The organism is Hymenobacter radiodurans (assembly GCF_004355185.1).
GTDB classification, from domain to species: Bacteria; Bacteroidota; Bacteroidia; order Cytophagales; family Hymenobacteraceae; genus Hymenobacter; species Hymenobacter radiodurans.
Map to the genome: position 1 here is coordinate 1484410 of NZ_CP037922.1, position 26943 is coordinate 1511352.

Consider the following 26943-nt stretch of genomic DNA (forward strand, 5'->3'; position numbering starts at 1 on the left):
CTATAATCAGACCGCACTATGACCCGGTCATCTGAGGCAGTACCAAGCAGGCTTAGTAGGCGTTAGGTTGGCGGCCTAACCATAGGCCAAGCGTGCGGGCGATGATATGCACATCCAGCAGGAGGGACCAATTATGCAAATACCAGAGGTCCGCCTTGACGCGGTTTTCCATGGCGCTGAGTTCCTTTGTTTCGCCTCGGTGGCCGTTGACTTGGGCCCATCCCGTGATTCCGGGACATACGCAGTGGCGCACCATGAAGTAATCAATAGCTTGCGCGTAAACTTCAGTTTGACGCAGCATATGCGGCCGGGGCCCAACGACCGACATATCGCCGCGTAACACATTAATAAACTGCGGCAACTCGTCGAGATTATTACGTCGCATAAACGCCCCTACTCGCGTTACGCGCGGGTCGTTAGGGCAGGCCTGCCGCAGGTCAGCTTCGGTATTGAGACGCATGCTGCGAAATTTCAAGCAGTAAAAGGGCTTCCCGTTGCAGCCTGTACGTAACTGCTTAAAGAAAACAGGCCCTCGTGACTCTAGGCGAATGAGTAAAGCTAAGAGCGGAGCCAACCAACTCAGGACAAATAGGACGGCCACTAAAGCTACTATAATATCAAAGGTGCGCTTCAGGCCGTGGTTGACGGTAATCGAGCTGCGATGTACATCAGAAGCGAGTACATACTCGATACTTTTCGTCTGCGGCGTAGTATAAGAGTGTATCATGTGCGTTTAATAGTTTCTTATTAGGCGACTAACACATTTTTTCGATCCATAGGTCTTCTCAGCTTTACTTCTCAAAGTCCAAAAACAACTCTGTAAACCATGTAAAATTCTATTTATATACTTATCCTATATTTTTTATAAACATAGCAATAAATGTCTGCTTTTCTAAAGTTTAAATCAAAAAAAATCTTCGAATATAAATAGAAGAGTTACGTAATTGCTCTATTTATATTCGAAGATTGAATATAAATATAATTGTATTGAAATTATATTTATCTGTTATTCAGCTGAATAACTCAGTAATCAAGAGCGATTGGCAAGTGTATTTCAGTCAGCATGAAGACTAGATAGGGGAAACGTTACCAAGAAGGATAGATTAGTTGTTTCCTATACCTTCACACCTGTAGCTTAATACACCTTTTAAAGAGCTAGTTGGGCGTAGGAAAACAGTCAGCGAGTACGGAGGCTCTAGCTACGCATCCCCAATGGGCAGAATTTGCGTATGATTATCCAAGCTTACAGTAAGGGCACTTACGCCTCTAAATGTTAAAGCGCAGGGTATTGTACATAAGCGCGACTACTCGCAATAAGCAAGCTATAGGGTGCGCATCCTAAAACTTTTAAGTGACCCGATATATTAGCCTATGGATAAAGACTTGCCTCGGGCAACAAACGATGAGGCAACGAGTAATCACACTACGATCTGTCCAGTCAAATTAAGTAGCAGGCTTAAATATTGTTTTACACGTATTGCTAGTCCTTACGTACTTGGTTATTATAATCCTGGCGTAGCGTTTCCAATTGTCGTGACATGGCTTCGAGTTCCTGGATAAGGATGCCAGCTTGCTTTCCATAAGAAGTATGGGGGTTGGTCCAAGCCAAGAATTGCTTTAGCTCCGCTTTGGCAAATCGCAGCAGCGTGCTAGCATTCTCGATAAATTCGTCTTCCGGCTCCATAGAAAAACTGCCATCTGTTTTAGCGTCTCAGCTCTTTCGCAAACCATCCAAAGGCTGGAACACTTAATAACGAGCAGTGCTTAAAGTTCAATATCTATCATGCTAAGATAAGTTATAGACTCGTCAATTACTTAGTAAGCGTTTTAGGAAAGGGTCAGCTGACCAAAGGGATGGGGAAGAAGTATGGGAGCCGTCTAACTACGCCAGCGTGCTTTTGGTTCTAATTTATTTGGGTATTAGGTAGCTTTCAGCGCTGGCTTCGCACCACTTTGTAATACACTTAACGGCCTGAAATCACCGGTATCAGGGGCTACTCCTGGGGCGAGGGCAGCATCACCCCAGGATTGATCTATTACCAAACCGCGACGCTACAGCTCCCTCTATCTAAAGCCCTCGGCTATAGGAACCAAGGCGAGCCAGCGGATACCTGACCATCTATTATATAACCCCTTAGCGCACTCGTTTGTAAACCTGTCCTACTACCCCTTAAGGGCGACGGAGCCGGGGCCGAGCAGGACTCGGTAAAGAAGAAAGACAACTGCTTGAAGTGCTTGCCAAGAAAGTTACTTGGTAGACTTACAGTTAAACCATTCCTCTATTAACAAGATCATTTACTGCTCATCTTGGTCTGTATTTTATACCTATTCAATATTAAATAAAGCCTAGATTAACGTATTTCGTTAAATTTATCAAATAATTTATTATTAATAGCAGAAATAGTACTTAATTTTTCGATCGGTACTGCCAATTTATTGCCATCACGATGTGATGCATTCTCCTCGATTAAAGTGTAATCTTTGTGGCAAAAAATACCTAAAAAAGGCCTATTAGCAATCAAGTTAAAGATCTTGTATTTTTCCGGAAAAAGTAAATCCAATTCAATGCTAAACTCTCTCTCGTTGGCACTCCATTCAAAAAAAACAACTGGTCTATAAGTATCCAGAGTATGGCGGAGACCACGAAGTGCTTGAGGCTCGAAGCCTTCAATATCCATCTTTATAAAATCGATTTTAGATAGCTTTAATGTTTTTACATATTCATCACCTCTTCTTATAGGAAGCGTTATTTTAAATGAGTTATCAACAGAAGTAGCAATAAAGGAGCCTGACCCCGTATTATGTTCTGACGGTGGAGTAAAAAGCGAATCTTCATCTGCCTCTCCCAAAGCAATTTCATGTACTTTAATATTCGTTATAGCATTGGCTTTAATTTTTTCGTGAATTTTAGCTATAACTTTGGGAAAAGGTTCAAAGGAGTGTACTTCCTTCGCTATAGTAGAGGCGTAAAGGGAGTGGTGGCCAATATTAGCGCCAATATCTAATACGATAGGATCTACAATTTTCGCTAATGTGTCACGCATTAATTCTAGTTCCTCGCCGGAGTACGCCCCATAATAATAGGTGCTCCAATCAACAAAAACGGAAAGGTCGCCTGTATACGTTTTACCAAAAAATGGTACCGTGAATGGTTTACTTGGTGAGGTATCAGGGTTGTTGAAGGCACGGATTATTCGATCACGTATACCAAAGCGAATCCATTTTTGATGACCAATGTAGCGAAGTAATGGCTGGATGAACATGAGACAAATGTTATTAATTCAGGCTGCATATTTTGTCCAAGAAATGTATTGCAAAAAAATATAAAATATTGTTATTGCCAGTAGATGAAAGCTAAAAGCTATTAGTTCTCATTCTATCTGCTAATAATTTATGCTCAATTGCGTAACATTTTAGTACTAGAATCACACTTCTGAGATTGTATGTAATGAGTATCCGTACGTTAAAAATTAAATAATTTATACTATGCACCCGATTTATTTTGTATTTGCTGAATACCATCGTAATAATGGCACCAGAATAATTACGGGGACGGGAGACACAAGGAAATGCAAGAGGTGACTAGTAATAATTGTAAGGGAAAAATTAGGACCAACTAGTTTGTTCGTTACCAGTAACAATAGCGAAATGATAGATGTAATACCATAGAAAAAAAGCACATATCGTCGTTGTCTAGGATAGGGTAACAACAAAAAGAGCAATGCCAAACAGACTGTCACATACAAGAGACTATATAAAATAACAGCTGGAATACTATGCGGTCGATTCATAGTCTGACTGATCACGCTACCTTGTTCAAAAAATCGAGGTAGGTATGGCGTCAGGCCTAACGTATCAAAGAGCCTTTGACAAAAAGTGCCGAGTACAGCATATAGCTGTTCAGCGTAAAACGAAGCACTAAATAGAATTAGGACCAATAATAAGCAGCAGCCTAGGCGCATACCAGTATGGTCAGTAAGCCTCTTAAATGCTGGTTTGTGTTCAATACTAATTGAGTCTTTAAGCGGGGACATGCTGGGTTGAGTTGACAGGAACTTTGGTTGCCAGACGCGTAGCCCACCAGATCCATAACAGGAAGATAAACCCGTACACGAGGAAAGTAAACGTATAGTGGTGATTAAAGTCTACAGTCTGGTGCCAGTATAGATGATTTAAACAAAGAGCCGCAATACGTAAAATATTGATGCTATAAATAAGGATAAGACCCATGGGGATAAACCATATTTTGTGCCGTATGGGCCCGGGAAAAGCCAACACAAATCCTGCGAACAAGGCATACAATACTAACCCATCACAGTAATACCCAATCTTGACAGCGGGGGTATTCGATAAGAGAATCAAGTTTGCTTGGTCACTTGATACCGCAGCTTCGAAACCAAATAAACGAAGAACTGCGGCACCCGCTGTTGCGATATTCTGCGTTAAAGCAGCATCGAGACGACCATCAATAGCTAAATATTGCTCATAGCCAAAAAGCCAAACCAAATAAAGGCTTCCAGCTATAAGCATAAAACGTATTAGAGGGTTCATAATTAATATCGAAGAATTAATGTTCTTTTAATTATATACTGTATAATAAAAGAATAGCCTTGCGGGTCAGCAGGGCTAGTCTTTTATTATATAGTCAAATCTAAAGCTGTGCCTTCTTATTAAGTCGAGCCTTATTGATACGACGCAAGGCATAGGCTGCTCCTCCAGCGAGAAGCAATGAAGCTCCTCCATCTATGGGGGCATCTGTAGGACCACCCTTGTCTTTGTCTTTGCCTTGCACAGGTGTGATTGCCAGGCTTAACAGGAAGACTAGAGCTGACAAGGAAAATAAACTCACAAGTTTTTTCATAACAGTACTACTTTAAAAGGTGAAAAGAAAAGGAAATTAGATTGGGAGTTGATGAAGCCTAAAGCTGTGCCTTCTTATTAAGTCGAGCCTTATTGATACGACGCAAGGCATAGGCTGCTCCTCCAGCGAGAAGCAATGAAGCTCCTCCATCTATGGGGGCATCTGTAGGACCACCATTGGGGCCACCATTTCCTTTACCATTGCCATTATTGCCTTGGCAATTTCCACACTGGTTAGGTTCTCCACCCTTACCAGTATCCTTATCCTTATCGTTTTTTGCCTGTACGGGTGTGATTGTCATCCCTAACAGAAGGATTAAGGCGGATGAGGAAAGTAAACTCATAAGCTTTTTCATAAGAGTACTATTTAAAAAGGTGAAAAATGAGGAAATGAACAGGAAATAGTGCTCATAATAAGGAGGTATAGGCTGCATGCCTCGTAAGGGTTTATACTATTGAATGATAGTATAAAAGGCTTGTAATTAACTATAGCTCAGCAGTTCTCTAGGAGCGCAAGCTTTTCAAAGAGTTATAATAATACTACGGAGAAATGGTTTTTGCAACCAGTTTTATCCAAATTTATTTGGTTTTATTTATATAATGTAACTGTATTAGTTTTGTATAATTTATAAAGTTCTTCTATTTGAATAAAAGAATCTTTAAATTAATATCTCATTCGGGTCAGGGAGCCTGTTATAACTAATACCTATGACTATGAGGCGCCTTGGATTATGTGTCGCGGTATTAACAGCTTGGGTATGGGGTAATGGTGCACTAACAGCTGCCGCTCAAACCAGTATATTCAACGCAAGTCCAACGGGTCAGCCAGGGGAGACGATCAACTTACAAGGCCATTTCAGTGCTACAGTCAAAGTGTATCTTGCGCAAGCAACCGCTGGCACAGCCATTACTCCATCCATCCTAGTGCAGAGCGCGGGGCAGGCTACAGTGGCAATTCCCAACAACTGGCCGTTAGATGTTTATAAACTGTGGGTGGAAGACAGCACCTCCCACAGTCCTGCCTTCTATATAAATCGCGCTAGAGGCATACATTACGACTCCCCTGAAGTGATAGCGGGGGGGACGGTGCGAATCTTTGGCCGAAATTTGAAGTTTGCCCAGGGCACCTGTGGTGTTCGGTTCGTGCAGCATGATTCAGGCGCTTCAACGGACGCAACCATTGAGGAAAGTGAATCCGAGGAATACAAAATCCGCGTTCACATCCCTCCAAGTTTACTCGCTGGCCGGACTTACGATGTTTATATAACAAACGGGCTGGGGGCTTATTAGGAGAAACTAAAGTGGAGCAGCCGCTTACTGTTATTGAAAGAAACACTAATACCTATGACCTTCCTGTTGGCTGGGGCCATAAATACAACTTTACTCAAAACATCTATAATGTAAAAACTGATTCTCGTCTCGCAGTAAAGGCCGTAGGAGACGGAATAACGAATGACAAGCCAGCTATCCAAACCGCCATAAGTATGGCTAAAAAAGCGGGCGGAGGGATTATTTTCTTCCCAGAGGGAATCTATAAGTTACTCCATAGTGGTTGGGGAGGATTGGAGTTAGGAGACCGAGTGATACTAGCAGGGGAAGGAATTGATAAAACGGTTCTCCGCTATGGCTACCCTGGGGAAAGTGGTGTTGGAGTACGCCTAAATCCGGGCGTAAAAACCACAGGGTTGGCCGATTTAACTATTGAGAATATATCCGATGGTGGCCATTGGGCTTCCAACTTGAGTGCTTCTGGGGTCGAGGAATTCTTTATGCAGCGAGTGTGCTGGAAGCTGAACCAAGGCAGGTGGCTAGATATCGCCGATGCTAATAAGGTATGTATCGTCAACTGTGACTTCACCCAGGGAGTAACAGCAACAACAGGTTATCGAGGTCCCTTGCGTATGGATGGTAGCCAGAATGTGGTGTATGCAGATAATAAAATGGTATATGCAAACGATGGACTGCACTTCGGCCATACCCGAGAAAGGGGGGGGGCGCAAAACATTGTGTTTGAGAATAATAAAACTTACCGGGATGGTAGTGCGCGGTGGCCACGTAATGCTCGAGTGATCACGCACGTCACCACCTGGAATTTTGCCCGTAATGTGGCTATTCTGAACAATACATTTCACGTGATTAATGGACGCCCGCAGAACACGAATGACGGGGAAACCATTTTATCAGAACAAGGTGCTAATTATGCGCCTGATGAGTCCGTTGGCACCGTTTCCAGTGCGACCAGCAATACCCTTACTGACAATACCAAAGCTTGGGGAATTTGGTACAACCTCGGGTTGGGGTCGGCATTGTGCATGGCAAAGGGATGGGCCAATGGCGGCAGATTACGAACCGGACCGCAACCACCCTCACCTTGGAAAGTAATTGGGAAGTGATACCTGATCATACGTCCCGCTATGCTATCTGGACTTGGGGGGCAGAAAATTGGCTGGTGCAAGGAAATGTAATGGAAGGTAACCAGCGCGGGATTATGTTGTCGCAAAACGCTAACCACGACATTGCCATAGTAGGTAATACCCTGATTAATAATGGTTCCATTGATATTGCCCCTTTCAACGAGAAACACCAAACTGGCAAACTACCATTGGGATGTATCCTACCTGGAATATCCAGATAGTAAAGAACTCGGTTTCCGACCTCAATGGTGAAATGGGGGTTTTTATTGGCGTTCATCCAACCCAGCATATTCAACACAAGCCTTTTGGCACCTTAGCCCTGGGCGTAGAGATGCGGAATAACTCGATTACGGCGCATATTCCTAATGTAATAGCACGAGTAGACGATAATTTTCCCAATGGCTACCTGAATTACTTGGAATTCCATAAGCTGGAGCACAATTATGTGGATGAAGGTATTCCCGCCATTCTCGGCAGTATCATTCAAAACAACAGTGCCACCAACTGTGAGAACGCCGTCTACCTTAATTCGGGTACGTACAACGCGGTTGTTTGTAATACCCGTTTGGTCAATACAGCCCATGGCATCAAGGATAAGACACTGCAGGGGCTGAATCATGCCTCAGTCCAGACCACTACCTGTGCGGACGGGACTACAGGTCAACTCCCGCTAGCAGATCCTAAAACAAATCTGCCTATTCTGAGCAGTGCGGGCCTCACCCGTCTGCTGCCCCTTACTGGCTCTACTCATAGGGGAGAAATTACGGCATTCACAATTAGCAAATTGCCGTCCGTCACGAGTGGGATACTTTATATTAATGAGACTCCAGTAGCAAAAGATACCGTTGTCTCGAGTGATCAAGCCGCTTTTGTAAGCTTTTACCCTAGCCTAAACTATACTGGCACTGTGAGCTTTGCCTATTGCTCTATTGATGATCAAAGCAATAGGAGCTTACCGGCTACTTTTAGTATTCCCATCATTTCCCCGCCCTCCGTCCAACAAATGCACTTTGCCGTTGAAGGTGATAGCGCAAATGCATTTCTACACTGGGAAATAGCTTCTAAAACGAATGTAAAGTACTTTACGGTGCAGCGCAGCCTCGAAGGGATTCACTTTACTGCAGTCGGTCGAATAAATGTGCGTGACAGCATAACATCAGTCAAAACAACCTATGATTACCAGGATATAGGTATTGGTACAACCTCTCAGGGTTCTATTTACTATCGACTAGAACAATTTAATACAGATGGTTCAATCCAGCATAGCTACGCGCGATCAATTTACTTTCTGACGAAGAATGCCCCTAAGGTAAATATCTATCCCAATCCAACCGACAATAATCTGTACGTGGGTTTATCTGCCCCCCGGCGCAACTTGAAATTTATTCGGTAGCAGGGGCATTGATACAAATTACTTATACGTCTACCAAAGAGAGCGTACTAAATGTAAGGAGATTACCAGCCGGGGTATATATTTTATTGATTAAAACCCGAGTAGGCGATCAAACACGGCACTATTTCATTAAAAATTAAAAAAGAAAATAATATAGACCCAAATATAATGTATAGGTTATAATGCTAGGGCTTGAAAAGATTTCATGATCGTGTCAATTTCTAAGTATCGATCCGCGTAAGAGCGAGCATTTATTCTAATATTATCATTAGGCTCATTTAGGGCATCCATTAAACCCTTGTTTAACGCTACTTGATTTTCTGGTTCAACAACCAAAGCTATATTGTGTTTCTTAATTAAAGAGCTAAGGCCAGAGTCTCCATTAGCCGTTACTAAAGCTAATCCCCAATAGCTAGTATTGTAGTGAGTTTAGATGGCATTACTAAATCACACGTGCTGCATTTTTGAATAACTAAATGAACATCAGCTAGGTTGAGAAAATAGTTGAACTTTTCAAGTGGCTGCACCGGAAAAAATTGAATGTTAGTAAGATTCAGCTCTTGCGCTAACCGTATCAAGTGATCTTTATAGGGGCCGGATCCACAGATAATAAATTTAATATTAGTGTGGTTTTCTCGGAATTGGTTTGCAACATACAAAATGTTTTCTAATCCTTGCTTTTCCCCAATTGCACCTGAGTATAAAACAATTCTTTCGGCGTTACTAAAGCCAAATAAGGTTTTCAGTTTGCACTTGTCTTGTATAGGAAAAAAAAGACTGGTGTCGGCCCAATTTGGGAAAAAGTGAACTTTTTTCTCTGATTTTTCATGTATTTTGATTGCCATAGCTTCGGATATAGTAGTGATGAAATCCGATTTATCGAAAATGAATCTTTCAATTTTAAATAGTACCTTGATTAAGAAGGCGGATTTAATCATGTGTAGATCACGAGCGGCTTCGATTTGCATATCTTGTATGTGATAAATAAAGGTAGATTTTTGTAAAAACTTACATAATATTCCTAAAAAACCGAGTTCAAAAGCGGGCGCGATAGTAATCACATATTCGAATTTGTGTTTGCAAAGCAAGTGAATTAGCTTAATTAATGCAGTAAATAAGAAAGATAAATCTAAAATAATTCTTTTGATGCCCGAAGGTTTAGCCGGTACATAAATTGGGCAGCGACAAATAGTGATTTTGCCTCCAGATGGATAGGCTATAACTTCGGTTGTAAAAGAAAAGCGATTTTTAAAATAGGGTTCTTGAACCTTCCAGTAAGGATAATACGGATAGGTAGTAATGACGGTACAGGTATATCCTTTTTTAGCAAGCCAAGCAATCATTTCCCCGTTGTACTTACCAATTCCTGTAGGCTCAGGATAGAAATTATAGCCTATCAATAACAGATGTTTTTTGCTAGTTATCATCGCGTTTAATACTTTAGTAGTAGGTCTTTAAAATGTTGAACATTCTTCGTTGTCCGCTATGGGAAAGATGAATATTGTCCCTGTAATCATGGGGTTGCATATTGTAATCTAATTCTTCAACTAACTTTATTTTGTTACTTTCGCAAAAATCAATTATCAGTTGTCCCTGTGCGTTGTAGCGCCGGAAATTAAGTTCGTTGATGTCAGCATGTAAATAGATTGTTAACGGTATTTTAGCGCTATCACAGTAGGCTTTAAATGCACTGAATCCGGTATTAAAATTTGCGCCTCGTTTATATTTATTTATTAATAGTTGATCGGTTCTGGTACTTTTAGTCCACTCTTCATTAGAAAAAAATTGCTTGAGGTAAGGATGGTATAGGTAGCGATCTAGAACCTCACAGATTGCTGAACCATATTGGGTATTAGGGTAGTTAGGATGAATACCGACTATTTTCTCAAAAGTCATATTATCGTAAGCATCGTGAGAACTTACTACTAACAAAATGCCTTTAGCCTTAAAGTTGCCGTATTTTTTTAAATAAGCATAGCAGTTGTCTGGGCCCCACGAGCCCGCGCTAATGTTGGTAAATAATATCTCCTTCTTATATTTTTTGGACAGGTAGCTAGAAAGCATAGTTGTGGCCAAGCTATCTTGCTCGGTCAAGGCGCCCCCATTCAAGATAGAATCGCCGAATCCAAGGATAACAGTTGAGTCAGTGGGTAACAATTCTCGGTTCCTTTGAGAGAAAGAGTTATATAGATTGTTATGACCAAATCTTTGTTTTGTTTGCGGAATAGGAATATACTCCATATGAGCATCTTCTCTAAATAAGATAGCATTGCCAAATCCAAAATAGCTACGCAATACTATTTCCATAGTGAATAAAAGTACAATGAAGATGATTATTCCATAAATTAAGTTTTTGCTTGATATTCTTCGCATACACAAACTTGAACTATGCCGAAAACAACTTTTAACGGCTGTGTTCATCACTGGAAAAAATTAATATCTAAAATGTTCGCGCACTAATTTTGTATTGTTTTAAATGTGCATAGTACGAGCTCTGACGAATGCTGCCGGATTGCCCGAATAAATGGACCAGGCCTCCATATTCTTTGTAGCCACCGATTGCACGGTTAAGATCGAATGAGATTTACAAATAACCCCTGGGCAAACAACCGACCGAGCTCCAATCCACACGCCATCTTCTAATTGTATTTTGCCCAAGCGATAAGGAAAGTTACTCAGTCTATAATCATGGTTGCCTGTAAGCAACATAGCCCCCTGTGATATACTTACGTTATTTCCTATGGAAACAGTATCCAGGTTGTCTATCCATACCGATTCTCCTATCCAACAATTTCTTCCGAGGGTTAACAACCAAGGATATTTAATTCTTACTTTAGTTTTAATCACGATTCCTTCTCCTATTTGAGCCCCAAAGAAGCGCAATAACATTACTTTGAATTTATAGGGCCAAGGAAATGCAGAGTCAAAAATGTAATAATTAATGAAATACCAAGCAATTACTTTTCCTTTAGAGCCCGCTTTGTAATCACCAACATCAAATTTAGACAGATCAGTTTGCATTGAGCAACGAGAAAATTATTAAGGTGACGTTTAGTAAAAAAACAGCTCTAATGTTCACTTCAGGGAGCTGGGCAATATCATGAACTAAAAATTATGCATGTAATGATTGCATCTTCCCCACCAAACGAAACCTAGTAGCGGATTTACCATCCAATGATAATTCCTTCGGTAAGACCCTCCAGTTATTCGACTGTTATAACTCGTATCTTCAAAGCGCGCTTAAATTCTTTTAATATCAGCTTAATCAAAAAAATAAAAGTAAGCTAAGCAACTTTGCTTACTTTTAAGGTAGGGTTATCTCTTTGATACAGGTCTTACTTTTATTTTTCGCCCATAATATTTTATTAAAACAGATTATTGATTCGTGCTTTTCAACGCTTCTGACAATGTTTGCGCAGCTGCAGCAATATCGAAATTATGTTGGTATGATTCCCGTGCTCGCTGTTCCATTAGTTTTTTCTGAGCGGGGGTAAATCTATCCAGCGTTCCAATAATTCTTGTGTACCCTTTAAGGTGTCATCCGCCACTAACCCGCACCCGTTCGCTATAACCTCGCGCCAGATATTTACTTTATTAGTGATAAGAACCGGCTTGCTACATGCTAACGCCTCCACCACTGCAATCCCAAAGTTTTCTTGATGACTAGGCAACACAAAGGACTCACAGCCGTAGAAAGCCCCCCACTTAGCGTCACCAGTAAGCATTCCTGGAAAGAAAACGACAGATGCGGGTAGTTCGGCAGCTGCCTGACGCAGGCCTTGGCCGTAGCGTGAGTCCAGCCCCGGACCGGCAATAACGAGTGTTGGCATCTGCTTACGGGCGGCAGGCAGAGAAGTCGGCGCCTTACCAAGACCAGCTGCGCGAGTAATACATACCCCATCTTCAGCCAACTGCCGAAAGAGCATTTTGTAACCATTAATCAACAAATCAACGCCTTTTTTTTCGTCTATCCGGCTCAGAAACAGCAGATAGGAACGATTGCCCAGCGCAGGGCAGGTGGCCAAAAATGCTTCCCGCATCCGAGGCGTAAACGGGGGGGGGCTTCCACACCTAGCCCAACTACCATTTCTCGTTGGGGGTGATAGGGGGTAAATGGCTCGTGGGCCAGTAGTTGCTCCGTTTCACAGGTGAAAAGCAGGCCGGTGCTCTCGTTCACCACTCCCGCTTCGATCAGGTGCCAGTATGCCCAATTCCGCCATGCTTTCAGCCTGCGACCAGAAGCTCGCTGGAAGTAGGGGTCTAGCATGCCATGCGGCATAATAAACAGATTAGGTACGTTCTTTTTTTTAAGCCCTGCGGCAGAGCTTTGCCTATGCAATAAGCGCACGGCCTTGTGTACGGCGTAGCTATGATAAAGCCATAGGCCGTGCACAATTACGGCATCAAATCGCGGTAAGTTATCCAGCAGCCAAGGAAGCAGGGTGGGACTGTACCGCCAGGGCCCTCGTCCGGGCCCGAGCGAATGAAGGTGAAATGACTCGGCCTGAAGTTCTGGAACGGCGGGAGCATCTAGGCTTACAACTTCACTAAGGTCTCCGAAGGGGGTTAACCCCGCAATTATGGTGCGGACCGCTTGGGCAACCCCTCCCTGTTGGGGATCCATACTGGCAACAATGTGAAGCAGCCTCATTCGCTTGGAAACGTAGGAAGAATACTCTGATAAATTTCTTCTATGCGGTTCAATGCCTTATTGGTCTCAAATCTACCCGCGTTGGTTAATCCTGCGGCCACAACCTGGGCCCGTTCGCGTGGAGGGAGCGTAACGACCTGCTCGATAAGCGTCGCCCCATCCTGCGCCCAAGTCGTGGCATTGTCTGTCGCCGGCCGGCGCGGCAGGTAAAATGCCACAGTTCCTCCTACCTCCGTCATGGGCGCTTCACCGGTTGTAATGACTGGACAGCCTGAAGCCATAGCTTCAGCAATGGGCCATCCAAAGCCCTCCGCTAGCGACGGAAAAAGAAGAACCAAGGCTCCTGTGTAAGCTAGCTGCACTAATTCATCCGGAACGCTGCTTATAAAATAGATGCTTTTTTTATATGGCGACTGGATTTGGGCTTGTAATAGCTGGGGGGATGGTTGTTCACCTATTAATAAGAGTGGTAGGGCTGCTCCCCCTTGTAAACGCCAAGCATTATAGAGTTCAATAACGCCTATGCGATTTTTATAAAACAAGTTGCCTCCTACATGAAGTAGGTAACCGGAAGCGAGATTTAAGCCCATTGCTGCCCCTACTAGGTGTCGTGCTTTACGGGGTTCGAGTGGAGTGTAGTTCCAGTTCAGACCATTATACACTACGGTTGAGTACAGGGGTAATTCCGGAAGAAAGTGATGCAGATCATGTTGCGTTTTTTCCGAGACCGAGATAAAATATTTCCCTTTTGAATAACCCCACTGAATAAACGATTGATATAGTCGGCCAGTCCAGCTCGTTGGATTTTCCTGAATTTGACCTTTTGCCGATTGCTGCGCTAAAAAATCGTGACAATGAATAATATGGGGGCGGTCATGAACTAAGGGAACCCATGGACCTAGCGCTTGATCAGTAAAGACAAAGAGCGTATGAGGAGAGCATAACTTTATTCGTCGTTGTATTTGACTGGGAAATAGGATGTACTGATCTATATAGCCCAACCATTTTTTCAAAGTGCTTGGGCCTGATAAGCGGCAAAGCCTGGGAGGGGAGGACCAAATTTCTACCTTATGCCCGCGTTCTCGCATCCCCTCTGCAAGCATCCGGGCGAAACGGGGCATGCTTTGAGACTTTATAAAATCGGGATGGGTAAAAAAAACAAGCTGCATAGTATAGTCATATTAAGTAGGAGCAATAATAAGGTTAGCCAATATGCCAATGGGTCAGAATTTTGCGGCAAATACTTTCATTTCCAACTTGTAAGGCTAGGACTCGTTTTTGGCCCGCTACCCGGATATTCTCCCGTAGCGAGTCATTCAAGAGTAGCCTTTGGCAAATACTTGCGCACTCCTTAGCATCAGACCAAAAAACTGCTTCTTTCCCTTCCTGATACATTTCCAGATGCTCTGCTGTGCGTTCCGCACATAATAAGCCGGCGGCAAACGGTACTTCTAAGGATCGTTGGGTATGGAGATCACGATTTCCTTTTGAGAGCAAGCCGAGACATATTTTGGATCCCTGAATGGCAGCAACATAATCGCGACCGCTCAAGGAGCCCCCACGGTAGGCTATTTGCAACTTGGCCCAATACGGTGATTTTTGCCAACGGCTACCCCAAATACTAAGGGGAATACCTTGTTCTAGGAGTTGAAGCAGGAACTCATCCCGTTTCTCATAGCGCATCCAAGTGCCGATAAAAATCACTTCGGAGCGAAACTTGGTTGGAATATCTGTTGGGTTCAGAAAAGGTTGATGCGCAACCTCATCATAGCTTCTTATTACACGCATCACCTGTTTCGCTCCTAAGCTAAGGCATTCTGCTTCCGTTTCTTTGCGTACTACCACTACTAAGTCGTACAGCGGCAACGCTTTTAGCAACGAGTCGAATCTTCGACCATCTCTTGGGCCCGTAGGGTCATCAACATTGTAGAGTAAGATGGGGCATGCTAGCCCTTTTAAACAGGCAATGGCCGTAGGTCCAAAGAATTCACCGCTATCCACCCAAACCAGATCAGGCTTTGGTATTGAATCAATAATTTTACTTAGCCAGGAACGTATAGGTGATTGCAAGATCCGGTAGCCCGTCCGGTAATGAATAGGGTCGAGCCATGGGGATCCCATGACTCCAGTAGCCGCTGCCGCGGGATTATGATGCGAAATAGTATGTCCTAGCCGGGCAAGCGCTTGCGCCCGGTGGAGGGACGTAGAACCATGCACATCACAACCTAAATAAAGAATATTTGCCATCACTTGCTCTTATTCTATTCAGTAAATTATGGAGATATCCTTAATAAATGGGCTGACTTTGGCGCTTAACCCGTCGGGAAGGAGTAAGTACTGTTAAGCCCTTATCCAGAAAATAAGTCAGATGATATAATACGAAATATAAAATAATCATTTGCAGCCAGCCACGGAGCAAAAACGCACCAATCTTTTCTACACTTTCTGCTGGAAAGAACTGAAAAATGGGAGTTAGGAATAACAATCCGCAAAAACTAAAGCGCAATTTGGGGTGAAATGCTGTGGTCGGTAGGTGTAGAACACGAGATTGAATAGTTAACTTATCATATAAGAAATAAACCGGAATCATGCCTACTCCTAATATTGCTAAATACCACCAGCCAAATGCAGCCATACCGGTGCCGGCAAAGTGACCTGTAAAAAAACTGCCTAGTGCTTGAGGTTTTGCATAAACTTTAGAAAAAAGATAATCCCCAAATGATACTTGATTAACTGATCTTTTATCGAAATTAACTTCTATCAAGTTTAATATGGGCGAAGGTAAATTGGCCAAAAAATGATTAATTGTGAAATCAAACACATCCATATCGTATTCACTTATTTTTGAAGATAGTAATAAACTAGTATCATTGTATTTTAAGTTAGAAAACCTAGCTATAAATATATTATCTAAATAGTGCTCATCCCAATCCTGTTTTTCAGAACTTTCCGCCATTCTATATAACCGGATAGATTCTTTGTCGTGGAACGTTTCTAACGTTAAACTCACAAGCTCGGAATAGGAGATGTCATTGCGTTGTTGTCGTACCAGAACCATTGCCGTACCGATATCAGCTACTGGTCCGGTAAAAAGCCAGAAAGAAGTTAAGCCAATGAACAGATACCGTAGTGTAAAAAAACGAGCCTTATAATATCCTAGTAAAAGTCCCAATGCATAGGCAAATGCTAATGAAGCAAATCCAATCATAAAAGTGCCCCGACTATTGCGCGCAATACTTATAGCAAAAATGGCAATAGTGTAAGCGATTAATAGCAGCACAGATCTTGTTGATAATGGTTTTACTTCGCCAAATAATTTAGTGAATGGAATAAAATAGGGAGCGTATGAGAACGGAACCAAAGCTTCTATAAACTTATCTGTTGCAGTTCCAACTGTCTTAGTTGCTGTTAAGGCATACAAGTAAACATAAAAGGTAGCAGCCAATCCAATAATTCCCATAAGCCACAATTGCAGTTCATTAGGAGGAGTAAAAAATTTGTATTTTTCCAGAGTTGACACCTTTCTCGCACTAAACTGGTTCATTAAACCCCGATATAATACGTGTGACAGTATTAATATAAGCAATGCAACAAATGAATGAAAAAAGACTAATAATGGAAGTTCTAAATTGAAAATGAGCGGTTTGCCTTCTAACAGAGTAAAGAGTAGAGGAAAATAAAATTGAGTCGATACATACCCTATTAAAATAAAAATAGATAAAGGGTAGGTATTTATATTTTTATAGCTGAGTACAGCGTGGCAAAGCAGTAACCACGCAAGAATTACAGCTCCGGTGGCGATGATATTTTCTAAACTGCTAAATAAAACAATTTGGAATAAAGAAGCGATGCTAAGTATGATCCAAGACCAGCGAATAAAGGTAGGAAGAGATTGCGCTTCCTGCCTATATAAGGCAGTCCTAAGGTTCCAATCGATATAAGGGGGTTGCGTTTCCATCAAATTTAGGGGCTTAAAAATTGCGTTTTTAATAAATAATATATTATGAAAAATATACTATGAAAAGCCCAGATTTTTAAAGTGATTTTATTAACTGGGTAAATGAGTTGCCATAACTGTCCCATCCTCCCAAGGCCTTTACCCTTAGTTTGGCAGCCTCCGACATTTCTAGTCTTAACTGATTATCCTCTAGCAATTGCTCAAGTCGTTCCCTAAGCTTTTCTGGCGCGCGAATGGGCACTATGTATCCTTCTACTTTATCGCTAAACAAGTCTTCGGCACCAGTATTCGTCGACGCAATAACGGGACATCCGCATGCTAGTGCTTCACCTTGCACCATGCTCAACCCTTCTTCAATACTAGGAAGGACAAAGACATGTGCCGTGCTGTAAAGCATGGGCAATTCTTGATTCGACACGGTACCGCGAAAACATACCCCCTCTACCTTTCGTCGGCTTTTTAACAAGCTTTTCATTTCTGGGTCTACTGACCCGACGACAAGCAATTCTTTGTTATGGGATTTAAGCGATGCAAATGCCTCAAGCAAATCTAGGAACCCTTTCCGTAAACTGACACTTCCTACCCACAGCACTCGGAATCGATCCTTTGGCGGCTCTCCAACTGGTTTAAAGCGATCTAATCGGGCCCCATAAACCATTTTTACAAGTTTCCTTACCGGTACCCCCATTTCGATAAATGATTTTTTAACGAACTCCGACGGTACCGTTATAAAATCCGCTTGTTGGTATTCCGCTTCCTCTTTGGCTATGATGCGCGGGTCAATGCCCGGAAATGGTACGCCAAAGCGGGCGTACTCTTCCCGTAAGATGCGGTCTTGAAATCGTATATGAGACGAACCACGATCACATATATGATAGCCACCTTGTCGTTGGGCTACTGCTCCTGAGTGCAAACCAGATCCTGACAGAGCGATTAATGTAGTTGCCTGCTTCAGTTGAGCCGCTACATAACGGTCCAAGGTATCTTGCGCCAACCATGACCATTCTCTGTTGAGCCATGGCCATTTGGCTAATCCAAAGCGTCCCCGCGCCATATAAGGAGTGTGCAACCAAGGGAACGTCCGAATTTTGCCCGTGGGAATTCCTTCCTCATCTCCTAATTTTAGTAAGGGATACCCTGTCCAGATGCAGGTCAACAGGCCATTGCGTTCCATTTGTCGTGCTAAATGGAAATGATGAAACCGCCCAAGTGAGATCTGAGTAACACTCATACGAGACCAGATTAGTTGCTTGTTTTATCATACCGGTAATGTTGCCCTTCTCCATAGAAACTTACTGGCTAGTCGTAGAATGTGCTGTACAGCGATTGCAGGCAAGACTTGCCAGTAACGCCAAGTATTTACACTAAAAAGCAGGAGGGAAATGGCTACGATTGGCCATTTTGCTAGGGGAAATACGATCATGAGCACCATCGCCACGGCCGCAATACTAATGGAAGTAACTGCTACCAAAAAGGAAGAATTAGGCCATTTCATGCCGTGTTGATGCATCCACCGTTGAGCCACTGTCTTGTAGCCTGCCGATGTGATCATTTCTGCACCTAATAAGGCAACACCAGCACCTACAATACCAATTCGGGGTACGAATAGGTAAATCCCCCCTACCACGCTTAGCGCGGCCAAGGTCGAGAGCAGTAATTGGGGCTTAAGTAAATTATTCCCTACTACGATGGTCGTGGCCGGCTGCACGACGGCGAAAACAAGCACACTTAAAGACAGTAGTGCAAACAGCCAAGGGTTAAAGGCAATATGTCCCCTAGTCCAGACTACGTACAACGGTTCAATAACTGCTTGGAGTACTACAACTGCTGGCGCCATTAGAGCCACTACGATAATCCAAACGGCCCCAAAAACTGACTCGCATCGTGCTTGATCACGTTGCTGGAGAAAACGCATTAAATCCGGAATCAATGGATTTGTAATGGTATTGAGGCCCTGTAAAGCAATGTTAGATCCCGTACGCATGGTAGAAAAAGCCGCTAAGCCACCCACCCCCACCAGCGGCGCCATTACTATCCTTACCCTTGCTGACGAATATTCTCAAGAGATATTTTTCCAAAGACGGCAAGGGAAAGTAAGAAATTAACATGGCCTACGTGCCAGGAGGGATAGCTAAACGGAATATTTTCTTTGCGCATCAAGCGTACCAAATCGCAGTATTTCGGGATACTGAAAATGACCGTGACAGCAGCGGTGACAACACCAGTAGTGAGCAGGTCAGCGCCCAGCGACACTGCAACTAGGGGCGTTAGGGCGGATATAATAGCGTCAATAAAATTCCACCAAGCCATCCTTGGATAATAGCCGAACGGGGCGAGGACTCTAAATAACAAGCCTGAAATGCTTGTTCCAATAAGCCAAGCAATTCCTTGTGCAATTAAAATAATGCCAACCGTACGTATGATTCCCGGAGCAAGGATATTTGAACTACCGAGTAAATCTGATATAACGCCAGTAATTAAAAAAAAACTGATTAATAAAAGTTGAAACAAATTAATTCCAATACTGAAAACGATACCCGACCAAAGGTAGCGGCTCAACTTTAAACAGTTGTGTTTCCCAATGCGCATGAACTCATAGCCTAAAAACTCTTGGTGTCCCAGATCAAGGGTAAAGAGTAAGCTAGCTAGGGCTTGAGTAGCCAGCCATATTCCGTAGAGTTCGACGTCCCAATGCGTAAGATAGAGGGGAACTAATGCAATCTGCGCCACTACTGTAACGCCCACACGTGCCCAAGATGCTGCACTTGCCGAAAGAAACCTTTTTACGGTTGACATAAAGGAGAAAAAACAAGCTATTCTATTTAGTATAGCGCACCAAAGGCCAGAGAGCCCGTGAACCCTTCAAATATGATTTGCAGGTTGCTTCTACGTTTGACACTATATTTATTGGTTTTCCTAATCCATTTAAATACAGCCAATAAATTAGTTGTGCGCGGGAAGTAGATGATAATTTTTGTAGGGCGGCAAGCAACTCTTTTTTCTCTGTTTCGTCGTAAATGTCCCAAGCCAAGCAATTCGCATGTTTGCACGCGAGCTGGGTTTTGCTAGCCAATACGTCTTTTATTTCCCACCCCCGTTGACGGTAAGCTGGCTCTAGGACCTCTTCAAATACTCGTTGAAGACCTGTGATTTCCGTGAGCTTGCGTTTGCGTCTTGCATGTCCAGTCGTTTCCCAAACTCGGTAAAAAGCTAGGGTTTCATCTAGGTAAACGTTATCGTAACCAGCGGCACAGATAGCCGATGCTAAACTATAATCTTCTACTTGGGTCGGTCTTCCTGATACATAATTCACGGTAGCCAGTGCCTCCTGTTTAAACATGATGATGTTGGCTGCTACTCGGTAGCCTTTCAGCATAGACCGTAAAGCCTCATTACTTGCTTGAGGGCCTGACTTCCTAAATAATTTTCTATGTTGTAAAAATGCCCCAGCATGATCAATCTCCTGAACAGCAGCGTGAGCATAGCCAGCTTTGGGAAACTTAAGTAGTTGCTGCCCTAATTTTTCTATATAATCAGGTGATAAATAGTCATCAGAATCAAGTCGAACGATAAAATCTCCTGATGCTTGGCGAAGACAGGCGTCCGTATTACCCATTATTCCTACATTCTGGCATTGTCGAATAACCTTTAAGAAAGGGATTTCAGCCGCAAGCTTGGCTAAAAGCGCAGACGTATCATCGGTGCTACAATCATCTGCAACAATTATCTCCAAGGGAGTATGAGATTGTTTTGCAGCGCTCTGAATGGCTTGCTCTAAATATGCGCTTTGGTTATAGGTAGGAATACAAACCGAAACTTTCATGGATTAACAGCTCATTTCAGGTAGAAAATAAATATCAACAAGTCGTAAAGCACATTTGAATCACGATAGCAAGGACTTTTTTGCAGATTTACTTTGTTTGTAGCCATACCCGTAACCATATTTTGGTAGATGATTATCCGCAGCATCATTTAGTACAAGCATGCAATTAGTTAATCTTTTATTCTCACACATTTTATTCATTAAGCTAATCTGAGATTTAAGAGTATAGTTATACCTTGCTATATAGATGGTAGCATCAACATTGTGCGCTAAAGCAAAGGCATCCGCCACCTGACCTACTGGGGCCGTATCAATAATAATGAAGTCAAAATTTTCCCTTAACACGCGCAATAACTGCTCGATTTTAGGGCTCATCATTAGCTCTGCGGGATTAGATGGAAGTGGCCCTGAATTAATAATATACAAGTCTGGGATGGTCTTTGAAGGCGTGACGATGTCATCAACAAATACATCGATATGCATTAGATAATCAGTCAGGCCATTCACCGACTCGGAATTCAAGGTTTGCTTTCGTAAATCCATATTTATTATAACTACCTTTTTTCCAATTAGTAATAAGCTTGATGCAAAATTAACGCAAAAGAAAGTTTTGCCTTCGCCACTCATACTAGACGTTACTAATAGTACACGACTAGACTTATTTATATTACTAGTAAATTGTAAATTCGTCCGAATAAGTCTGAACATTTCTGATAGGGGGCTGCGACTATCTTTAGCAACCACAATTCCATTACTAGATTTATTATGCATAAGCTCCCCTAAAATGGGAACAGAGGTAGCTTGTTCAACATCCTTTATTAACTGGATTTTATTATTGAAATGATGCTTTACAAATATAATGGCTAACGGTATGCCTAAGCCAAGGAGAAGAGCTATCAAGTAAATAGCTGATTTCTTTGGGCTAACGGGCTTGGTGTACCAAATCGCGGGATCCACAATTTTTGAATTAGAAACAGTTGCTGCTAAAGTCAATCCAGCTTCTTCTCTCTTTTGCAAGAGGTACAAGTACAACGAGTTCTTAATTTCCTGTTGCCTATTTATCCCCATAAGTTCACGTTCAATAGTGGGCACCTTTTGAATCCTAGACGAAAACTGATTGGATTTAGCGGATAAACTCCTGCTTGTAATAATTAAGCTGTTCTTAGTTGATTTTAGATTATTTAGGATGTTATTTCTTAAGTAAGCTAATTGTTCATTCATGTTTAGCACAAATGGATTCGTTGGAGATGCTGTTCGCAATAGCCGTTCACGGTCCAACTGTAGCTCATTAAACTTAACGATTAACCCCGCAAGCGTTGGGTCTGCGACACTAAGAGCGCTAGGAATTAATTGATTCTGAACGTTGTTTCCTTTTGTTATATAGTTTTCAATGGATTCTAATACCTCGAGTTGAATTCGTGCTTCTGATAGCTCTTTATTATACCCACTGGCATCTTGTAGTGATTGGTGAATTTGTGAGCTGACATCGGCTACCTCATTCTTGCGCTTAAATTCCTCAACTCCTTTTTCAACAGTTGATAACTCAATCCGCAAGCCTTTTAATCGCTCATCAATGAACTTTATAGTATTAGAAGCTATTAAATTCTTGTCTTCAGTAGCCTCTTTATTATAAACTTCCATTAATTTATTTATAATGTCCTGTCCTTTATTGGGGACAGCATCCGTCAAACTTATCGTAACTACTGTTGATAACTTATTTACTGGATTTACCCGAAGCTTATCTACATATTCATAAGCTAATGTAGTAAGGTCATGGAATTTTACGATGATAGGTTTATTATATGTTAATGGCAATCGCGCTGACGACGCTACTACCGTAAAAGTAGCGTACGGCTTTTTTATTAGTTCACCAAACTTGTAAACAGATCCTTTTCCGTTCTCTTCTAGTAAAAAAGTGTTATTGTTCTTGGTTGTAATTGTGATAGACTTTTCATATCCTTCCGGAGCCAAATTTTCTATAATTACTTCGAAAGGCACAGATTTCTTATATATTTCTTGCTCTCTTGCCCACCCCTTTATATAATAACTAGTTGTTAATGATAGTTCAGCTAAAACACGCTGCACTAAGCTATGGGACTTTAAAGCTATAATTTCGTTATCAACGTTTGTAGTGTTGGTCATCATACCTAACTCACTTACCAATCCGTTTTCTGAGTACCGACTTACATTTCTTCCGTCCTTAATTAACAAAGTTCCGTTTATAACATATTGCGCCTCGGAGCGATTTATATATAGGAATGCTCCCGCTAAACTCAAAACTATTCCAAGTAAAAACAATGGCCAGTATTTCAAATATTGAGAAAGCAATAGGCGATAATTTGCTTCTTCAGCCCCATCTAAATGCGTTTTATTATCGTACATCTCATTGAATTTCATAATAACAAATTTTTAATTTTAGCAAAAAGTTAAAAAGCAGTACAACCTATACCTCTTTTTTTAAGCAGCCTTATGTGCGAGTGCGTTTGCCAAGTGCGCTAAAATTATTCCATTCACTTACGCAAAGTGTGGCTCCCGCGCGAATAAATGACATGTGTATTCATTGTTACATTATTGGTGCAGGAACTCCCTTTCTTTATTGGGCCACTGCTTCATTAACTGGTGAATAAGTCATTCATCATTTTCAAAATGGTAAAGTTCCACCGAGATGCGCAACCACTGGAAAAGCTGATCCTTGGGCTGTAACGGATACATCAAACTTAACCCTTAAATAGGATAAGAGCAAATAATAATACAATTTATTTACGGTAAATTACAATAATGCAATCGTTATTAGGATAATTCAAAATAAGCTTCTTTAGTTGCTATCATTCTCGCTCGAGTGGCTCTTGCTAATCTGATTGACTATGACCTGTGTTGTGTAATTACACTATTAGAATATTTATTGATCTTTTCTACTGAAGACCCCAATTATACTTACTTATTGGAGGTTACTGAAAGTCTTAACCTACTGCAGGAAAGGTCAAGCTGACAGAACGGGTAGGGCAACCTGCTGTTTTACTTTTAAGACTTCTTGTGATCGAATTCTAACACTCAGTGCCGGAGTCAAACCGATATTATGGGTTTCTCAATCCCGGGCCTTTTCCATCTGCACCTTTTTCTGTGCATCAGCCTCTTTAGCGTAGCGCATTAGCGTTTTAAGGTCTTTATGAGTGGTAAATTTCTGAAGTGCTTCTATGGGTATCCCACGTTCTAGACTCTGAGTTACAGAGGGGTGCCGACCTGTATGAGAGGATAAGAGGCTATACTTTGGTACGCGCTCCGTAATGCGTTTAGTGTTTTGATAATGCAATACAAAAGTTGATTCGTCGAGACCACAACGCTGTCCCAGTTCTTTCACATGCTCATTAAACTTCTGCTAGGAGAGCCCATTATGCTAGCGCTGTGGAATCGTCCGCTAATATTGGTTAAGGTCTAATCTAAGCCAGACCCCCATTTTTATGGTGCGCCACACCAACTGATCATTCTTAATATTCTCTGAGCGAATGGTGCTGAAGTCTGAATGCTTTAGCCCAGTGTTACAGCCTAAGACAAAGAAGGTCACGCACCTTAGCCATGCGCGGTTCCGCTGACAAAGCTGCTTCGAATAGAAATTGCAACTCACTTTGGGTTAAGTGGATAACACAGCTTCCATATGTTTCAGGAGCTTGAATTTGCAGAAAGCGATATTATCGGTTAATCCTTTGTGCAGCGCGTAACTCATCACTACTTCACCCCCTTAAGCTGGTTATTGACTGTGCCATTCGTCAGTTCCAACTCTTTGGTCAAAAACTGGACAAAGTCGTGGTAAAAGTTGGTGTTCACATAAGATGAGTCAGTTTGATGCCTTGTTTCGTCACATAGGCTTTAACGAAAGTCGAGGCTTTTTCACCTCCGTATTATAGCCTACTGCAGGCTTGCTGCGTTAGGTATGATGATTTACAAAGCCCACAACTCTTCCCAGCTGGTAGTGTAGGCTCCACTTTTAAAATCAGCATTGCCAAGCCAGGACACTGACTGCTTGCCTCTGGGAATGGCGGCCGTAGCAAACCGTACCGTACCAGTGCCGAAGCGCTGGTTGAGCTGGTCAAGATCCTGTAGGAGTCGGGTGCGGGCCTCGCCTTTATTGGTTGTCGAGAACAAGTTGAGCTGCTGCTGACCCGCTCCCTCCAGGCCATCGAGGATCACGCCGGCTTTGATATAAGTAGTATGGGGCTGCCAAATACGCTTCAGCGCAATACGGGCATAGCGCAGCAGGTCGCTGGTATCATTGGTGGCTACGGGTAAGGATATAACAGTAGAAAAGGTGTAGGGTGGAGGCTCGTTGCTATACTTGTTTTTACTGATAAATACTGTCATCGTGTTGACGGCAGAGCCTTGCTGCCGCAGCTTCTCAGCAGCCCGCGACGCGAAGGCGCCAACTGCGCCCAGTAAATCAGCGAAGGTGGAGAGGGGCTTCCCAAACGTGCGAGTGCAGGCGATGCTTTGCCGGACGGTTGTGCCACCATCTGACGGCTGGAAGGCATGACAGGGAATGCCCTGTAGCTCGCGCACCAGCCGGGCGCCAACCACGCCGCCTAGGTACTTGCGCACCCACGACTCGGAGCACTGAGCCAGCGCAGCAGCGGTCCGGATGCCGGCATCATGCAGCTTCTGGGCGTACTGCCGCCCAATGCCCCACACGTCTTCTACGGCTACTTGCTCCAAGGCCCACTGCCGTTTCGCTTCGGTATCAAGGCAAAAAATGCCCCCCAGCGCCGGTTTTTTCTTTGTTATGCGGTTGGCGAGCTTAGCCAGCGTTTTGGTGGGCCCGATGCCAACGCAGGTCGGAATGTGGGTGCGGCGGTATACTTCCTGTCTGATGTCGGCGGCATACGTAGTGAGGCAGCCGTGGTAGCGCTCCATGCCGCGCAGATCCAGAAAGGCCTCGTCGATGGAGTAAATCTCAACGTCGGGCACCACGGAGCTGAGGTAGTGCATCACGCGGCGGCTCATGTCGCCGTAGAGGACGTAGTTGCTGGAAAATACCCGCACCCCGTGTTGCGCCAGCAGGGGCTTCACTTTAAAATACGGCTCGCCCATCTTGATTCCCAAGTCTTTGGCTTCCTGGGAGCGCGAAATAATGCAGCCGTCATTATTGCTAAGCACCACCACGGGAACGCCCTTGAGTCGGTTTTGAAAAGCCCGTTCACAGCTCACGTAAAAGTTGTTGCAATCAACGAGCGCGAACATGCTGGCCAAGTTTGCCGGGGCGGGTTTCGTTCACGATATGCGTGACCACGCCCCAGACGGTGAACACGTCCGGCGACTCAATGGGAACGGCCGTATAGGTGGGGTTGTCCGGCACAAGCCACCACGACTGGTCGGGGCGCTGAATGAGGCGCTTCAGCGTGTAATCCATGCCGTCGAGGGAGGCAATAACGACGTCATTTGATTGGGGCTTGAGCGTGCAGTCAACGGCCAGCAAAGAGCCGCTGCGGATGCCGTCCTCGCCACCCATCATACTGTCGCCGAAGCAGCGGATGAGGTAGGTGGCATCGGGGTGGGGCAGCAGCAGGGCGTTCAGGTCGAGCGCGGCAGACTCATGGTCGAGGGCCGGGGAGGGAAAGCCCGCTGGCACTAGGCTTTCGATGAAAGGCAGCCATACAGGCTGATGTAGAACAGAGACAACAATAAATTCACGCATAGCAGGGCAGCAACAGGTTTGTTGCAAGTATACTCTATGCTAATTAAATTAGTATATGTTTTGACAATATTTTTAGTAAAACGGATGTAAAGTGCCACACGGAATACTACGTGAACTGAATTTTGCCTTGAAAAACAAAAAAGATGCGGAGGGATAACTGT

At 43.2% G+C, this 26943-nt stretch carries 26 protein-coding genes; 4 read left to right on the forward strand and 22 right to left on the reverse strand.

What is annotated here, in order from left to right:
- Positions 1-52: 52 nt before the first annotated feature.
- The 7 genes from EPD59_RS07490 to EPD59_RS22335 all read right to left on the reverse strand — a co-directional run bounded on the left by EPD59_RS07490 (position 53) and on the right by EPD59_RS22335 (position 5294).
- Entirely contained in the window at positions 53-727 is a 675-nt protein-coding gene (locus tag EPD59_RS07490) for an exopolysaccharide biosynthesis polyprenyl glycosylphosphotransferase (protein WP_133272241.1), read from the reverse strand.
- A gap of 753 nt (positions 728-1480) precedes the next feature.
- Positions 1481-1684: a hypothetical protein gene (locus EPD59_RS07495; RefSeq protein WP_133272242.1), complete on the reverse strand. Its 204-nt coding sequence runs from the start codon at positions 1682-1684 to the stop codon at positions 1481-1483.
- 667 nt (positions 1685-2351) lie between these two features.
- Entirely contained in the window at positions 2352-3263 is a 912-nt protein-coding gene (locus EPD59_RS07500; protein ID WP_133272243.1) for an FkbM family methyltransferase, read from the reverse strand.
- Positions 3264-3497: 234 nt separating this feature from the next.
- Positions 3498-4034: an XrtX-associated membrane protein gene (locus EPD59_RS24040; protein ID WP_394347217.1), complete on the reverse strand. Its 537-nt coding sequence runs from the start codon at positions 4032-4034 to the stop codon at positions 3498-3500.
- Entirely contained in the window at positions 4021-4551 is a 531-nt protein-coding gene (xrtX, locus tag EPD59_RS07505) for an exosortase X (protein ID WP_240731659.1), read from the reverse strand. Before xrtX ends, EPD59_RS24040 begins: the two co-directional genes overlap by 14 nt.
- A gap of 100 nt (positions 4552-4651) precedes the next feature.
- A complete protein-coding gene (locus tag EPD59_RS07510) occupies positions 4652-4861 on the reverse strand; it encodes a PID-CTERM protein-sorting domain-containing protein (RefSeq protein ID WP_133272244.1) in 210 nt (69 codons plus the stop codon).
- Positions 4862-4919: 58 nt separating this feature from the next.
- Entirely contained in the window at positions 4920-5294 is a 375-nt protein-coding gene (locus EPD59_RS22335) for a PID-CTERM protein-sorting domain-containing protein (protein WP_133272245.1), read from the reverse strand.
- Positions 5295-6161: 867 nt separating this feature from the next.
- On the opposite strand from EPD59_RS22335, the gene EPD59_RS07525 reads away from it, so the two are divergent.
- Genes EPD59_RS07525 through EPD59_RS24050 form a run of 4 tightly spaced genes read left to right on the forward strand, consistent with a single transcriptional unit; the run spans position 6162 to position 8807 of the window.
- Positions 6162-7253 (forward strand): glycosyl hydrolase family 28-related protein, encoded by a 1092-nt coding sequence (locus tag EPD59_RS07525; protein ID WP_165963514.1) that lies wholly within the window; start codon positions 6162-6164, stop codon positions 7251-7253.
- Positions 7184-7495 (forward strand): NosD domain-containing protein, encoded by a 312-nt coding sequence (locus EPD59_RS24045; protein ID WP_133272248.1) that lies wholly within the window; start codon positions 7184-7186, stop codon positions 7493-7495. The genes EPD59_RS07525 and EPD59_RS24045 overlap by 70 nt, the downstream gene beginning before the upstream one ends.
- Entirely contained in the window at positions 7468-8667 is a 1200-nt protein-coding gene (locus EPD59_RS07535; protein ID WP_133272249.1) for a hypothetical protein, read from the forward strand. Before EPD59_RS24045 ends, EPD59_RS07535 begins: the two co-directional genes overlap by 28 nt.
- 8 nt (positions 8668-8675) lie before the next feature.
- On the forward strand, positions 8676-8807 hold the full coding sequence (locus tag EPD59_RS24050) for a hypothetical protein (protein ID WP_165963516.1): 132 nt from the start codon (positions 8676-8678) through the stop codon (positions 8805-8807).
- A gap of 258 nt (positions 8808-9065) precedes the next feature.
- Here the strand turns inward: EPD59_RS24050 and EPD59_RS07545 are convergent, their stop codons facing one another.
- From EPD59_RS07545 to EPD59_RS07615, 15 genes are all read right to left on the reverse strand, one after another.
- Positions 9066-10094 (reverse strand): WcaI family glycosyltransferase, encoded by a 1029-nt coding sequence (locus EPD59_RS07545; protein ID WP_205703494.1) that lies wholly within the window; start codon positions 10092-10094, stop codon positions 9066-9068.
- A 13-nt stretch (positions 10095-10107) separates the two neighbouring features.
- A complete protein-coding gene (locus tag EPD59_RS07550; protein WP_133272250.1) occupies positions 10108-10974 on the reverse strand; it encodes a hypothetical protein in 867 nt (288 codons plus the stop codon).
- Positions 10975-11139: 165 nt separating this feature from the next.
- Positions 11140-11688, reverse strand: a complete 549-nt coding sequence (locus tag EPD59_RS07555) for a WcaF family extracellular polysaccharide biosynthesis acetyltransferase (RefSeq protein ID WP_133272251.1) — start codon at positions 11686-11688, stop codon at positions 11140-11142.
- A 449-nt stretch (positions 11689-12137) separates the two neighbouring features.
- Entirely contained in the window at positions 12138-12707 is a 570-nt protein-coding gene (locus EPD59_RS22340) for a glycosyltransferase (protein WP_240731660.1), read from the reverse strand.
- Between the two features lie 607 nt (positions 12708-13314).
- Positions 13315-14487: a glycosyltransferase gene (locus EPD59_RS07565; protein WP_133272252.1), complete on the reverse strand. Its 1173-nt coding sequence runs from the start codon at positions 14485-14487 to the stop codon at positions 13315-13317.
- 34 nt (positions 14488-14521) lie between these two features.
- Entirely contained in the window at positions 14522-15565 is a 1044-nt protein-coding gene (locus EPD59_RS07570; protein WP_133272253.1) for a CgeB family protein, read from the reverse strand.
- Between the two features lie 40 nt (positions 15566-15605).
- Positions 15606-17276, reverse strand: coding sequence for a hypothetical protein (locus EPD59_RS07575; RefSeq protein WP_133272254.1), 1671 nt, complete (start codon positions 17274-17276; stop codon positions 15606-15608).
- A gap of 76 nt (positions 17277-17352) precedes the next feature.
- Positions 17353-18507, reverse strand: coding sequence for a glycosyltransferase family 4 protein (locus EPD59_RS07580; RefSeq protein ID WP_133272255.1), 1155 nt, complete (start codon positions 18505-18507; stop codon positions 17353-17355).
- A 27-nt stretch (positions 18508-18534) separates the two neighbouring features.
- Positions 18535-19305, reverse strand: a complete 771-nt coding sequence (locus EPD59_RS07585; RefSeq protein WP_133272256.1) for a polysaccharide biosynthesis protein — start codon at positions 19303-19305, stop codon at positions 18535-18537.
- An 8-nt stretch (positions 19306-19313) separates the two neighbouring features.
- A complete protein-coding gene (locus EPD59_RS07590) occupies positions 19314-20072 on the reverse strand; it encodes a hypothetical protein (RefSeq protein WP_133272257.1) in 759 nt (252 codons plus the stop codon).
- Positions 20073-20094: 22 nt separating this feature from the next.
- Entirely contained in the window at positions 20095-21099 is a 1005-nt protein-coding gene (locus EPD59_RS07595) for a glycosyltransferase family 2 protein (protein WP_133272258.1), read from the reverse strand.
- A gap of 60 nt (positions 21100-21159) precedes the next feature.
- Positions 21160-23496 (reverse strand): GumC family protein, encoded by a 2337-nt coding sequence (locus EPD59_RS07600; RefSeq protein ID WP_133272259.1) that lies wholly within the window; start codon positions 23494-23496, stop codon positions 21160-21162.
- Between the two features lie 688 nt (positions 23497-24184).
- Positions 24185-24457: a tyrosine-type recombinase/integrase gene (locus EPD59_RS24055; protein ID WP_133272260.1), complete on the reverse strand. Its 273-nt coding sequence runs from the start codon at positions 24455-24457 to the stop codon at positions 24185-24187.
- A gap of 578 nt (positions 24458-25035) precedes the next feature.
- A complete protein-coding gene (locus EPD59_RS07610; RefSeq protein ID WP_133272261.1) occupies positions 25036-26328 on the reverse strand; it encodes a Y-family DNA polymerase in 1293 nt (430 codons plus the stop codon).
- On the reverse strand, positions 26312-26782 hold the full coding sequence (locus tag EPD59_RS07615; protein ID WP_133272262.1) for a S24 family peptidase: 471 nt from the start codon (positions 26780-26782) through the stop codon (positions 26312-26314). The genes EPD59_RS07610 and EPD59_RS07615 overlap by 17 nt, the downstream gene beginning before the upstream one ends.
- Positions 26783-26943: the final 161 nt, after the last annotated feature.